The organism is Streptomyces sp. W16, from assembly GCF_033194735.1.
Lineage (GTDB): Bacteria > Actinomycetota > Actinomycetes > Streptomycetales > Streptomycetaceae > Streptomyces.
On record NZ_JAWOAI010000303.1, the window covers coordinates 1 to 12,121 of the forward strand.

The 12,121-nt window shown below is 68.6% G+C and carries 16 protein-coding genes; 13 read left to right on the top strand and 3 right to left on the bottom strand.

What is annotated here, in order from left to right; all coding sequences use genetic code 11:
* The coding region (locus tag R6V09_RS32430) for an aminoglycoside N(3)-acetyltransferase (protein ID WP_317885029.1) at positions 1–431 on the bottom strand (431 nt) is incomplete at its 3' end.
* A gap of 161 nt (positions 432–592) precedes the next feature.
* On the opposite strand from R6V09_RS32430, the gene R6V09_RS32435 reads away from it, so the two are divergent.
* From R6V09_RS32435 to R6V09_RS32475, 9 genes are read left to right on the top strand one after another with little or no spacing between them, the layout of a single operon-like run.
* Complete coding sequence (locus tag R6V09_RS32435) at positions 593–1,306, top strand: helix-turn-helix transcriptional regulator (protein ID WP_317885030.1); 714 nt, start codon at positions 593–595, stop codon at positions 1,304–1,306.
* Entirely contained in the window at positions 1,303–2,727 is a 1,425-nt protein-coding gene (gene sufB, locus R6V09_RS32440; RefSeq protein ID WP_317885031.1) for a Fe-S cluster assembly protein SufB, read from the top strand. The genes R6V09_RS32435 and sufB overlap by 4 nt, the downstream gene beginning before the upstream one ends.
* A gap of 56 nt (positions 2,728–2,783) precedes the next feature.
* On the top strand, positions 2,784–3,968 hold the full coding sequence (gene sufD / locus R6V09_RS32445; protein ID WP_317885032.1) for a Fe-S cluster assembly protein SufD: 1,185 nt from the start codon (positions 2,784–2,786) through the stop codon (positions 3,966–3,968).
* Positions 3,968–4,285: a non-heme iron oxygenase ferredoxin subunit gene (locus R6V09_RS32450; RefSeq protein WP_200689345.1), complete on the top strand. Its 318-nt coding sequence runs from the start codon at positions 3,968–3,970 to the stop codon at positions 4,283–4,285. The genes sufD and R6V09_RS32450 overlap by 1 nt, the downstream gene beginning before the upstream one ends.
* A gap of 7 nt (positions 4,286–4,292) precedes the next feature.
* Positions 4,293–5,060, top strand: a complete 768-nt coding sequence (sufC, locus tag R6V09_RS32455; protein WP_317885033.1) for a Fe-S cluster assembly ATPase SufC — start codon at positions 4,293–4,295, stop codon at positions 5,058–5,060.
* Complete coding sequence (locus R6V09_RS32460) at positions 5,057–6,313, top strand: cysteine desulfurase (RefSeq protein WP_317885034.1); 1,257 nt, start codon at positions 5,057–5,059, stop codon at positions 6,311–6,313. Before sufC ends, R6V09_RS32460 begins: the two co-directional genes overlap by 4 nt.
* Before the next feature lie 18 nt (positions 6,314–6,331).
* Positions 6,332–6,805 carry a Fe-S cluster assembly sulfur transfer protein SufU gene (gene sufU, locus R6V09_RS32465; protein WP_317885035.1) on the top strand — a complete coding sequence of 158 codons (474 nt, stop codon included), beginning with the start codon at positions 6,332–6,334 and terminating at the stop codon, positions 6,803–6,805.
* Positions 6,802–7,140 (top strand): metal-sulfur cluster assembly factor, encoded by a 339-nt coding sequence (locus tag R6V09_RS32470; RefSeq protein WP_280877144.1) that lies wholly within the window; start codon positions 6,802–6,804, stop codon positions 7,138–7,140. Before sufU ends, R6V09_RS32470 begins: the two co-directional genes overlap by 4 nt.
* A gap of 48 nt (positions 7,141–7,188) precedes the next feature.
* On the top strand, positions 7,189–7,581 hold the full coding sequence (locus tag R6V09_RS32475; RefSeq protein ID WP_317885036.1) for a VOC family protein: 393 nt from the start codon (positions 7,189–7,191) through the stop codon (positions 7,579–7,581).
* Here R6V09_RS32475 and R6V09_RS32480 read toward each other — a convergent pair.
* Entirely contained in the window at positions 7,578–8,456 is an 879-nt protein-coding gene (locus R6V09_RS32480; RefSeq protein ID WP_317885037.1) for an AbfB domain-containing protein, read from the bottom strand. The two genes, R6V09_RS32475 and R6V09_RS32480, sit on opposite strands and share 4 nt — an antisense overlap.
* Positions 8,457–8,746: 290 nt before the next feature.
* Here R6V09_RS32480 and R6V09_RS32485 point away from each other — a divergent pair, with 290 nt between their 5' ends.
* The 3 genes from R6V09_RS32485 (at position 8,747) to dapD (ending at position 10,747) form a co-directional block, all read left to right on the top strand.
* A complete protein-coding gene (locus R6V09_RS32485; protein WP_317885038.1) occupies positions 8,747–9,067 on the top strand; it encodes a DMT family transporter in 321 nt (106 codons plus the stop codon).
* Positions 9,067–9,603 (top strand): TetR/AcrR family transcriptional regulator, encoded by a 537-nt coding sequence (locus tag R6V09_RS32490; protein ID WP_317885039.1) that lies wholly within the window; start codon positions 9,067–9,069, stop codon positions 9,601–9,603. Before R6V09_RS32485 ends, R6V09_RS32490 begins: the two co-directional genes overlap by 1 nt.
* A 154-nt stretch (positions 9,604–9,757) precedes the next feature.
* The gene (dapD, locus tag R6V09_RS32495; protein WP_317885040.1) at positions 9,758–10,747 is read left to right on the top strand and encodes a 2,3,4,5-tetrahydropyridine-2,6-dicarboxylate N-succinyltransferase; all 990 of its coding nucleotides are present in this window, start codon (positions 9,758–9,760) and stop codon (positions 10,745–10,747) included.
* Between the two features lie 65 nt (positions 10,748–10,812).
* Here dapD and R6V09_RS32500 read toward each other — a convergent pair whose 3' ends face one another.
* Positions 10,813–11,316: a hypothetical protein gene (locus R6V09_RS32500; RefSeq protein WP_317885041.1), complete on the bottom strand. Its 504-nt coding sequence runs from the start codon at positions 11,314–11,316 to the stop codon at positions 10,813–10,815.
* A 137-nt stretch (positions 11,317–11,453) separates the two neighbouring features.
* Here R6V09_RS32500 and R6V09_RS32505 point away from each other — a divergent pair, with 137 nt between their 5' ends.
* Positions 11,454–12,011 carry a SigE family RNA polymerase sigma factor gene (locus tag R6V09_RS32505; RefSeq protein ID WP_317885042.1) on the top strand — a complete coding sequence of 186 codons (558 nt, stop codon included), beginning with the start codon at positions 11,454–11,456 and terminating at the stop codon, positions 12,009–12,011.
* Positions 12,012–12,121 lie beyond the last annotated feature (110 nt).

Sequence of the window (12,121 nt, forward strand, 5' to 3'; positions counted from 1 at the left end):
TCGAGGATCTCGGCGGCGTGCGGGCCGATCGCCGCGAAGGAGGTCTGCGGGTGCGCGGAGCGCCGGGCGCCGGGCCAGGTGCGGACGGTCTCCGGGACCACGCCGACGCCGAGCGAGGGCGTGACGAGGGGGTCGTAGGACGGCATGGAGGTGCGGATGGTGTCCCACCACTCGCGGGGGACCGGCGGGTTTCCCCAGTGGGCCGGGTCCGAGAGGTCGGCGGTCTGGGTGGGGACCACCAGGGTGCCGTCCGGGCCGAGCGTGTCGAGAATTCCCAGGACCACCGCCACGGCGCCCCCGCAGACCCATCCGAGGGAGCTCAGGGAGGTGTGCGCGAGGAGGATCTCACCGGGGCGCACGCCCGCCTCGCGCAGGTCGGCGGCGAGGGTGTCCCGGGTGACAAGTGGGCCGGTGGGAGGGGGTGTGGGCATGGGTGTGGAGTCTCCCGGAAGGGGGGCGGCGGCGCCACCCGATTGATCGATCAAAGATCGTTTCCGCAGGTCAGATTAGGTATACCTAAGTGACGCAGCGCACCGCCGGGTGGCCGGGACGCGGGTTGCCTGCTTCTGAGGAATTACGCAACAATGGCGTTGTGAAAAACGTTGGCGAGGCTCCGCAGGAGGAACTCGCGACCGGTGAGCGGTCCACCCGCAACCGTGTCGCGCGCTCCATCCTGGACCACGGCCCGTCGACCGTGGCCGACCTCGCCGGCCGGCTGGGGCTGACCCAGGCCGCCGTACGCCGTCATCTCGACGCACTCGTCGCCGACGACGTCGTGGAAGCACGTGAGCAGCGGGTCTACGGAGCGCGCACGCGCGGCCGGCCCGCAAAGGTGTTCGCCCTCACCGACTGCGGGCGCGACGCCTTCGACCAGTCCTACGACAAGCTCGCCGCGGACGCGCTGCGCTGGATCGCGCAGCGTGAGGGCGGGGACGAGGCGGTCGTCGCCTTCGCCCGTGACCGCATGGCCGCCCAGGCCATCGCCTACCGCAAAGTCGTCGAGGCCGCGGCCCCCGAGAATCGCGCGGAAGCCCTGGCCAAGGCCCTGAGCGCGGACGGGTACGCTGCTACGGCGCGTAGCGCACCGGTCGGTGAGCAGCTCTGCCAGCACCACTGCCCGGTCGCCCATGTCGCCGAGCAGTTCCCGCAACTGTGCGAGGCGGAGACAGAGCTCTTCTCCCAGCTGCTCGGCACCCATGTCCAGCGACTGGCGACCATCGCCCACGGCGACGGTGTGTGCACCACGTTCATCCCCAAGACCACACATAACGCATCTGCAAGTACCGCCGGGAGGAACCCCGCATGACGCTCCCCATCGAGGAGACTGCCCACCCCGAGCTAGAGGGTCTGGGTACGTACGAATACGGCTGGGCCGACTCCGACGTGGCCGGTGCCTCCGCCAAGCGCGGCATCAACGAGGACGTCGTCCGGGACATCTCCGGCAAGAAGAACGAGCCGGAGTGGATGACCAAGCTCCGTCTCAAGGGCCTGCGCCTGTTCGAGAAGAAGCCCATGCCGAACTGGGGCTCCGACCTCTCCGGCATCGACTTCGACAACATCAAGTACTTCGTGCGCTCCACGGAGAAGCAGGCGGAGTCCTGGGAGGACCTGCCCGAGGACATCAAGAACACGTACGACAAGCTCGGCATCCCCGAGGCGGAGAAGCAGCGCCTCGTCGCCGGTGTCGCCGCGCAGTACGAGTCCGAGGTCGTCTACCACCAGATCCGTGAGGACCTGGAGGAGCAGGGCGTCATCTTCCTGGACACCGACACCGCGCTGAAGGAGCACCCGGAGCTCTTCAAGGAGTACTTCGGCACCGTCATCCCGGTCGGCGACAACAAGTTCGCGTCGCTGAACAGCGCGGTCTGGTCCGGCGGTTCCTTCATCTACGTGCCGAAGGGCGTGCAGGTCGAGATCCCCCTGCAGGCGTACTTCCGGATCAACACGGAGAACATGGGCCAGTTCGAGCGGACCCTGATCATCGTCGACGAGGGTGCCTACGTGCACTACGTCGAGGGTTGTACGGCCCCGATCTACAAGTCGGACTCGCTGCACAGCGCGGTCGTCGAGATCATCGTCAAGAAGAACGCCCGCTGCCGCTACACGACCATCCAGAACTGGTCGAACAACGTCTACAACCTGGTCACCAAGCGCGCCGTCGCCTACGAGGGCGCGACCATGGAGTGGATCGACGGCAACATCGGCTCCAAGGTGACGATGAAGTACCCGGCCGTCTACCTCATGGGCGAGCACGCCAAGGGTGAGACCCTCTCCATCGCCTTCGCGGGCGAGGGCCAGCACCAGGACGCCGGCTCCAAGATGGTCCACATGGCGCCGAACACCTCCTCCAACATCGTCTCCAAGTCGGTGGCGCGCGGCGGCGGTCGTACGTCCTACCGCGGTCTCGTCGAGATCGGCGAGGGCGCCCACGGCTCCAAGTCGAACGTGCTGTGCGACGCGCTGCTCGTCGACACCATCTCCCGCTCGGACACGTACCCGTACGTGGACGTCCGCGAGGACGACGTGTCCATGGGCCATGAGGCAACCGTCTCCAAGGTCAGCGACGACCAGCTCTTCTACCTGATGAGCCGGGGCATGACCGAGTTCGAGGCGATGGCGATGATCGTGCGCGGCTTCGTCGAGCCGATCGCCAAGGAGCTGCCGATGGAGTACGCCCTTGAGCTCAACCGGCTGATCGAGCTCCAGATGGAAGGCGCGGTCGGCTGACCCCGCCCATCGGTCAGCACATTTCTTGACTTCAGAAAGCGAGCACTACGACAGCCATGGCTGAGGCTCAGAACTCCACGGTGGGGTCCTCCACCACCGCCGGATCGATCGCGGTGGCCGCCGAGTCGACCGTCGCCACGCGCATGAGCGCGCCCCCCTCCTTCGACGTGGCGGACTTCCCGGTCCCCCACGGCCGCGAGGAGGAGTGGCGGTTCACCCCGCTGGAGCGCCTGCGCGGGCTGCACGACGGCACCGCGGTCGCCACCGGCGACGGCGTGAAGGTCGCCATCGGGGCCCCGGAAGGGGTCACCGTGGAGACCGTCGGCCGTGACGACGCGCGGCTCGGCAAGGCAGGCACCCCGGTGGACCGCGTGGCCGCCCAGGCCTACTCGTCCTTCGAGAAGGCCTCGGTCGTCACCGTCCCCAAGGACACGGTCCTCACCGAGCCGATCCGCATCGTCGTGCACGGCGAGGGCGGGGTCGCCTACGGCCACCAGGTCGTCGAGCTCGGAGCCTTCGCCGAGGCCGTCGTCGTCATCGACCACACCGGTGACGCGGTCCTCGCCGCCAACGTCGAGTACGTCCTCGGCGACGGCGCCAAGCTGACCGTCGTCTCCGTCCAGGACTGGGACGACAAGGCCGTGCACGTCGGCCAGCACAACGCGCTGATCGGCCGCGACGCCACCTTCAAGTCGTTCGTCGTCACCTTCGGCGGCGACCTCGTACGACTGCACCCGCGCGTGGCCTACGCCGGACCCGGCGGCGAGGCCGAGCTGTTCGGCCTGTACTTCACGGACGCCGGCCAGCACCAGGAGCACCGCCTCCTGGTCGACCACAACGTCCCGCACTGCAAGTCCAACGCCATCTACAAGGGCGCGCTCCAGGGCGAGGGCGCGCACGCGGTGTGGATCGGTGACGTGCTCATCGAGGCCAAGGCCGAGGGCACCGACACGTACGAGATGAACCGCAACCTCGTGCTGACCGACGGCGCCCGCGTCGACTCCGTGCCGAACCTGGAGATCGAGACCGGCGAGATCGTCGGCGCCGGACACGCCTCCGCGACCGGCCGCTTCGACGACGAGCAGCTCTTCTACCTGATGGCCCGCGGCATCCCCGCCGACGACGCCCGACGCCTGGTGGTCCGCGGCTTCTTCGCCGAACTGGTCCAGCAGATCGGTGTCGCCGACATCCAGGAGCGGCTGCTGGAGAAGATCGACGCGGAGCTGGAGGCGTCGGTCTGATGTCGTTCGTACGCGCCTGTGGGCTGAGCGAGCTGGAGGAGGACACCCCGAAGCGGGTGGAACTCGACGGCACGCCGGTCTCGGTCGTCCGTACCGCGGGAGAGGTGTTCGCGATCAACGACATCTGCTCGCACGCGAACGTCTCGCTCTCCGAGGGCGAGGTCGAGGACTGCCAGATCGAGTGCTGGCTGCACGGCTCAGCGTTCGACCTGCGCACCGGCAAGCCGTCCGGCCTCCCCGCCACCCGCCCCGTACCCGTTTACCCCGTACAGATCGAAGGGGACGACGTGCTCGTCTCCCTCACCCAGGAGTCCTGAGGAACCCATGGCAACGCTTGAAATCCACGACCTGCACGTCACCGTCGAGGCCGACAACGCCACGAAGGAGATCCTCAAGGGCGTCGACCTCACCGTGAAGCAGGGCGAGACCCACGCCATCATGGGCCCGAACGGCTCCGGCAAGTCGACCCTCGCCTACTCGCTCGCGGGTCACCCCAAGTACACGATCACCGGCGGCACCGTCACCCTCGACGGCGAGGACGTCCTGGAGATGTCCGTCGACGAGCGCGCCCGCGCCGGCCTGTTCCTCGCGATGCAGTACCCGGTCGAGGTCCCCGGCGTCTCCGTCTCCAACTTCCTTCGTACGTCCGCCACCGCCATCCGCGGTGAGGCGCCGAAGCTGCGCACCTGGGTGAAGGAGGTCCGGGAGACCATGGAGCGCCTCTCCATGGACCCCGCCTTCGCCGAGCGCAACGTCAACGAGGGCTTCTCCGGCGGTGAGAAGAAGCGCCACGAGATCCTTCAGCTGGAGCTGCTCAAGCCGAAGATCGCGATCCTCGACGAGACGGACTCCGGCCTGGACGTCGACGCCCTGCGCGTCGTCTCCGAGGGCGTCAACCGCGTCCGCGAGACCGGTGAGGTCGGCACCCTGCTGATCACGCACTACACGCGCATCCTGCGCTACATCAAGCCCGACTTCGTGCACGTCTTCTCCGGCGGCCGGATCGTCGAGTCCGGCGGCGCCGAGCTCGCCGACAAGCTGGAGAACGAGGGCTACGAGGCCTACACCGCGAAGGGTGGCGTATCAGCGTGACAGAGTTGCCGGGCCTCCTCGACACCGAGGCGCTCCGCAAGGACTTCCCCATCCTGCACCGCACGGTTCATGACGGTAAGAAGCTTGTGTACCTGGACAACGCGGCGACCTCGCAGACGCCCCGCCAGGTGATCGACGTACTCTCCGAGTACTACGAGCAGCACAACGCCAACGTGCACCGCGGCATCCATGTGCTCGCCGAGGAGGCCACGGCGCTGTACGAGGGCGCGCGGGACAAGGTCGCCGCGTTCATCAACGCGCCCTCCCGCGACGAGGTGATCTTCACGAAGAACGCCTCCGAGTCGCTCAACCTCGTTGCGAACATGCTGGGTTGGGCCGACGAGCCCTACCGCGTGGACCACGAGACCGAGATCGTCATCACGGAGATGGAGCACCACTCCAACATCGTGCCGTGGCAGCTGCTCTCGCAGCGCACGGGCGCGAAGCTGAAGTGGTTCGGCCTCACGGACGACGGCCGGCTGGACCTGTCGAACATAGACGAGGTCATCACCGAGAAGACGAAGATCGTCTCCTTCGTGCTGGTCTCCAACATCCTCGGCACTGTCAACCCGGTCGAGAAGATCGTGCGCCGCGCGCAGGAGGTCGGGGCCCTGGTCCTGATCGACGCCTCGCAGGCCGCACCGCACATGCCGCTGGACGTGCAGGCCCTCCAGGCCGACTTCGTGGCCTTCACCGGCCACAAGATGTGCGGCCCGACCGGCATCGGCGTCCTCTGGGGACGCCAGGAGCTCCTTGAGGACCTCCCGCCGTTCCTCGGCGGCGGCGAGATGATCGAGACCGTGTCGATGCACTCGTCGACGTACGCCCCCGCCCCGCACAAGTTCGAGGCGGGCACCCCGCCGATCGCCCAGGCGGTCGGTCTCGGTGCGGCGATCGACTATCTGTCGGCCATCGGCATGGACAAGATCCTCGCCCATGAGCACGCGCTGACCGAGTACGCGGTGAAGCGTCTGCTGGACGTGCCCGACCTGAAGATCATCGGCCCCACCACGGCCGAGGACCGGGGCGCGGCGATCTCGTTCACGCTGGGTGACATCCACCCGCACGACGTGGGCCAGGTGCTGGACGAGGAAGGCATCGCGGTCCGTGTCGGTCATCACTGCGCACGGCCTGTCTGCCTCCGCTACGGAATTCCTGCGACCACGCGAGCGTCGTTCTATCTGTACTCCACGCCGGCCGAGATCGACGCACTGGTCGACGGCCTGGAGCACGTACGGAACTTCTTCGGCTGAGGGACGTGAACTGAGACCGTGAAGCTGGATTCGATGTACCAGGAAGTCATCCTGGACCACTACAAGCACCCACACGGACGGGGCTTGCGGGATGGCGACGCCGAGGTGCACCACGTCAACCCGACGTGCGGCGACGAGATCACGTTGCGCGTGAAGTACGAAGGCACGACGATCAGCGACGTCTCGTACGAGGGCCAGGGCTGCTCCATCAGTCAGGCCTCGGCCTCCGTACTGAACGACCTCCTCGTCGGCAAGGAGCTGTCCGAGGCGCAGAAGATCCAGGAGACCTTCCTGGAGCTGATGCAGTCCAAGGGCCGCACCGAGCCCGACGACGCGATGGAGGAGGTGCTGGAGGACGCGATCGCGTTCGCCGGTGTCTCCAAGTACCCGGCACGGGTGAAGTGCGCCCTCCTCAGCTGGATGGCGTGGAAGGACGCGACGGCCCAGGCCCTGGGCGGAGTCGACGCCGACGCGGAAAGGAAGACGGCATGAGTGACACCGAGACCATGGAGATCAAGCCCGCCTCCGAGGAGGAGGTCCGCGAGGCCCTGCTCGACGTGGTCGACCCCGAACTGGGCATCGACGTCGTCAACCTCGGTCTGATCTACGGCGTGCACATCGACGACGCGAACATCGCGACCATCGACATGACGCTGACCTCGGCGGCCTGTCCGCTGACGGACGTCATCGAGGACCAGGCCAAGTCCGCCACGGACGGCCTCGTCAACGAGCTCCGCATCAACTGGGTGTGGATGCCGCCGTGGGGCCCCGACAAGATCACGGACGACGGGCGCGAGCAGCTTCGGGCGCTCGGGTTCAACGTCTGAGCTCTCGGGTTCTGCTGGGTTCACTGGAAACGGCCATACCTTTGGGGTATGGCCGTTTCTTTGCATCACGTGGTCGTCGACGCGCACGACCTGCCGGGGCTCGCCCGATTCTGGTGCGGGGTGCTGGACTGGCGGATCCTGTCCGAGAAGGAACGCGAAGTCGTCATCGGGCCGGGGGAGTTCGCGGAGACCGGCATCTGCTTCATGCCGGTGAGCGACCGGAAGACCGTGAAGAACCGACTGCACTTCGACCTCGCTCCCGACGACCAGGAGACCGAGGTCGAACGGATTCTCGCGCTGGGTGCGCGGCGGGTCGATGTCGGGCAGAGCGAGGCCGTGGGCTGGGTGGTGCTCGCCGACCCGGAGGGCAACGAGTTCTGCGTACTGCGGCCCAAGGCCTCGCTGATCGCCTTTCGTGAAGTGACCGTCCAGGGGCCCTAGTTGAGCCCGCCCACCAGCCGGAACGCCGAGTCCTGCTGGTACAGGCTGCTGTTCTGGTACCGGTCCAGCTTGAGCTGGAAGTTCTGGTGACGCAGGTAGCGGCCCGGGTAGTTGACCGACTCCAGCATCACCGCGCCCGAGTAGGACGACGTGCGGGGACAGAAGGTGGCGTCCTGCTTGAAGAGGGCCGAGCCGTCGTTGCGTTCCGCGCGGAGGACGAAGTTGCGGTGGCGGAGATAGCGGCCGTCGGCCGTCGTGAACGAGTAACAGGAGCTCTTGGCCAGGCCCTTGACCAGTTTGAAGGTCGAGGCGCGGCGGGCCGCGGCGGAACCGGCCGGGTTGAGCTTGACGTAGTCGCCGCTCACCTGCCAGTAGCGGTCCGGGTAGTTGACCGAGCGGACCGACTTCCAGGCGGCCGAGGAACTCGACGAGCCGGACGACCCGGACGACCCGGACGAGCCCGACGAGGACGAACCGCCGTGGGACGACGTCGACTTGGACGGTGCGGGCGTCTTCGCGGAGGGCGTGGAGCTGTGCTCCGTGGCGGTGGCCGACGCGGTGGGTGACTTCGTGGAGCCCGGTGTGTGCTCGTCGGACGTGGGCGTGTCCTTCTTCGACGGCGAGGCGAACGAGAGCAGGCCGGGACCGTCCGATCCGACCGACGACGGGTCCGCCGCCTTCTTGGTGTGTGACGTGTCGTCAGGTTGCTTGTCCGTTATGACGATCGCCGTGGCGCACACGGCGATCGTGGTGAGGGCGAGCGCCCCGGCCAGCCAGAGCCGACGGGTTCCGGGGGCCCGGGAGGTGTCGGGGGTCCAGCCGTTCTCCCAAGAGGTGTTGTGCGGGGGAGGGGGCTGGGACGTGCTGTCTGGCATGCGCTGTTCCTCCAGCGGCGCCCATGGCGACGGCCGTGGCCGTGAAAACCAGGTGAGTGAACGGTGAAACAGTAGTGGAGCGAGAGGGCTGTGAGCAGCCGTTTCAGTGAGCGGTTTCTACGAGATTCCCGGGCCGACGTGCGACGTATGGGACTTCACCCCTCATTCCCAGTGCTCTTTTATCAACTCCCCGCGAAACACGGCTACTTGAGCGAGCTTCGCACCCCGGTCGAGTAGGCGGCGGCATCGGGGGTCGACCGCACCGTCCGCCGTTATGTACACTCGTACACATGGGATTCCTGATGCTCCTCACGGCGATCGCCGCGGAGGTGGGCGGCACCACCGCCATGAAGTTCAGCCACGGCTTCAGCCGGCTGTGGCCGTCGGTCCTCACGGTCGTCGGATACGTGCTCTCCTTCGCCCTGCTCGCGCAGACCCTGAAGTCCATGTCGGTCGGTACGGCCTACGCGATCTGGGCCGGCCTCGGCACCGCCGCCATCGTGGGCATCGGGACGGTGTTCCTGGGCGAGGGAATGACCTTCGCGAAGGCCACCGGTATCGCGCTGATCATCATCGGCGTCGTCGTCCTCAACCTGGGCGGCGCGCACTGATGGCCCGGCGCTACGACCCCGAGCGGCGCCAGCGGATCATCGACGCGGCGATCCGGGTCGTCGGACAGAAGGGCATCGCGGGACTCAGCCACCGTTCCGTCGCCGCCGAGGCCGATGTGCCGCTCGGCTCGACGACGTACCACTTCACCACCCTCGACGAACTGATGGTCGCCGCACTGCGCCAGGCCAACGAGGGCTTCGCCAAGGTGATCGCGGCGCGTGGCGGTCTGGAGGATCCGCGCACCGACCTGGCTGGGGAGCTGGCCGGCTGGATGGGGGAGTGGCTCGCGGGCGACCGCACGGGCGTCGAGCTGGAGTACGAGCTGTATCTCGCCGCCCTGCGCCGCCCCGCGCTGCGCCCCGTCGCCGACGAGTGGGCCCGAGACCTCGCCGAGCGACTGTCCCGGCGCACGGACCCGGTGACCGCGCGGGCACTGGTCGCGCTGATGGACGGGATCTGTCTGCAGGTACTGCTGACGGACGCGGCGTACGACGAGGGGTATGCGCGGGAGGTGCTGGGACGGGTGATCCCCTGACCGGCGACCGGCGACCGGCGACCGGCGACCGGCGACCGGCGACCGGCGTACGACCCGTGACCTGTTGCCGTGCCGTGGGCCCGCGCGTGTCGTTCCCTGAGACGCCCCGTGGACGAGTTGGTCCCCGCCGCCCCCTCCAGGTTAGGTTTCCCTCATGACCGACACGACCGCACCTCGCACCACCGGCGCCGTTGCCGCCGGCCTCGCCACCGTCACCGCCGACGGAACCGTCCTCGACACCTGGTTCCCCGCGCCCGAACTGTCCGCCGAACCCGGCCCCGCCGGTACCGAGCGGCTGTCCGCCGAGCGCGCCGTGGAACTGCTCGGCGAGGGTGCGGCGAAGGCGATCGGTCCCGACGCCCGCCGGGGCGTCGAAGTGATCGCGGTCCGCACGGTCATCGCCTCCCTCGACGACAAGCCGCTCGACGCGCACGACGTGTACCTGCGCCTGCACCTCCTCTCGCACCGCCTGGTCAAGCCGCACGGCCAGAGCCTGGACGGCATGTTCGGCTTCCTCGCCAACGTCGCCTGGACCTCGCTCGGCCCGGTCGCCGTGGACGACATCGAGAAGGTCCGGCTGAACGCGCGCGCCGAGGGCCTGCACCTCCAGGTGACGTCCGTCGACAAGTTCCCGCGCATGACGGACTACGTGGTCCCGAAGGGCGTCCGCGTCGCCGACGCCGACCGGGTCCGGCTCGGCGCGCACCTCGCCGAGGGCACCACCGTGATGCACGAGGGCTTCGTCAACTTCAACGCGGGCACGCTCGGTACGTCGATGGTCGAGGGCCGGATCTCCGCCGGTGTCGTGGTCGGCGACGGCTCGGACATCGGCGGCGGCGCGTCCACCATGGGCACGCTGTCCGGCGGCGGCAACGTCCGCATCACCATCGGCGAACGCTGCCTCGTCGGCGCCGAGGCCGGCGTCGGCATCGCGCTCGGCGACGAATGCGTCGTGGAAGCCGGCCTCTACGTCACCGCCGGCACCCGCGTCACGATGCCCGACGGCCAGATCGTCAAGGCCCGCGAACTCTCCGGCGCCTCCCACATCCTCTTCCGCCGCAACTCGGTCACCGGCACGGTCGAGGCCCGCCCGAACAACGCGGTCTGGGGCGGCCTGAACGAGATCCTGCACAGCCACAACTAGCGGTGCCGTGACGTGAGTCGAGCGCCCTTCCGTCCGCCGGGAGGGCGCTCGGCGTCTATCAGGACTCACGTCCTTACGGTCGCCGCGAAACCCGCCAGCGCCGTGAAGTCCCCCTCGCGCAGGCCGAGTCGGGGGTTCACGTGGTGCAGCAGCGCCGGGGCGGGGTGGTGGGCGGTCACGAAGTCGCTGTCGGGCGCGCTCTGTTCGTCGTCCACCCAGGCGAAGGGACGGCCCTCGGCGTACGCCACGATCGCCTCCGTCTTCCAGTGGACACCGTCGGGCCGCAGGGCGAACAGGTCGGTGCCGAAGTCGACGTACGGCAGCTCGGGCAGACCCACGACGGGGCCGATCCAGTGGTTCGCGGCGTCCATCCACGTGGTCGCCCAGCACAGGTCGTAGCCGAGGGCGAGGAGCGCCGGTCCGTGTGCGGGGTTCAGCCAGACCCTCAGCGGGCGGCCCGGCTGCACGGCGGCCCTGATCGTCGTATAGCCCTCGGGACGGCGCTCCGGCTGCGCGGCGTACGGGTTGAGGGGGCCGTCGACGTCGAGGAACAGCAGCGGGCGGCTCACGCGGTCACCGTACGGCAGGGACCGTGCGGACCGGGCGGAAATTTCTCGGGCCGACAGGCATAGCGACGGACCCCCGCGAGCGTCACAAGGAATACAGAGGCGGAGCACGGGCACCGCCGGGGGAAGAGAAGGTGACGATGAATGCCGAAGGGCTGGAGAGTTTCCGGGACTTCGTGGACAGCAGGTCGTCGGCACTGCTGAAGACCGCCGTGCTGCTCAGCGGAGGTGACCAGCACGCCGGTGAGGACCTGCTGCAGAACGCCCTGGCCAAGGCGGCCGGGCGGTGGCAGCGGATCGAGGAACCCGAGGCCTACGTACGGCGGATCCTCTACCGCCAGCAGGTCAGCCGCTGGCGGCTGAAGTGGCGCAAACGCGAGGTCAGCGTCGCCGAACCGCCAGAGGCGGGCGCGGAGGTCGACGCGGCGTCGGCGGCCGAACTGCGCCTGGTGATGCGCGAGGCGCTGTCCCGGCTCACCGCCCGCCAGCGCAGCGTGCTCGTGCTGCGCTACTTCGAGGACCTGCCCGAGGCCGACGTGGCCCGTCTCCTCGGCTGCACCGTCGGCACCGTACGCTCCACCACCCACCGCTCCCTGGCCCGACTCCGCGCTCTCGCACCGGAGTTGGCCGCCCTGGGCCCGGCCGACATCGAGCTCCAGCCGACCCGCGACTACTCGCCCGTGGAGGTGCGTCCGTGAACGTCGAGGAACTCCTCCGCGACGCGCTGCGCGAGCAGGCCGCCGAACAGGCCCCGGCAGGACCGGGGTTCGCCGACTGGGTGCTGGCCGTCCGCCGGCGTCGCCGCAAC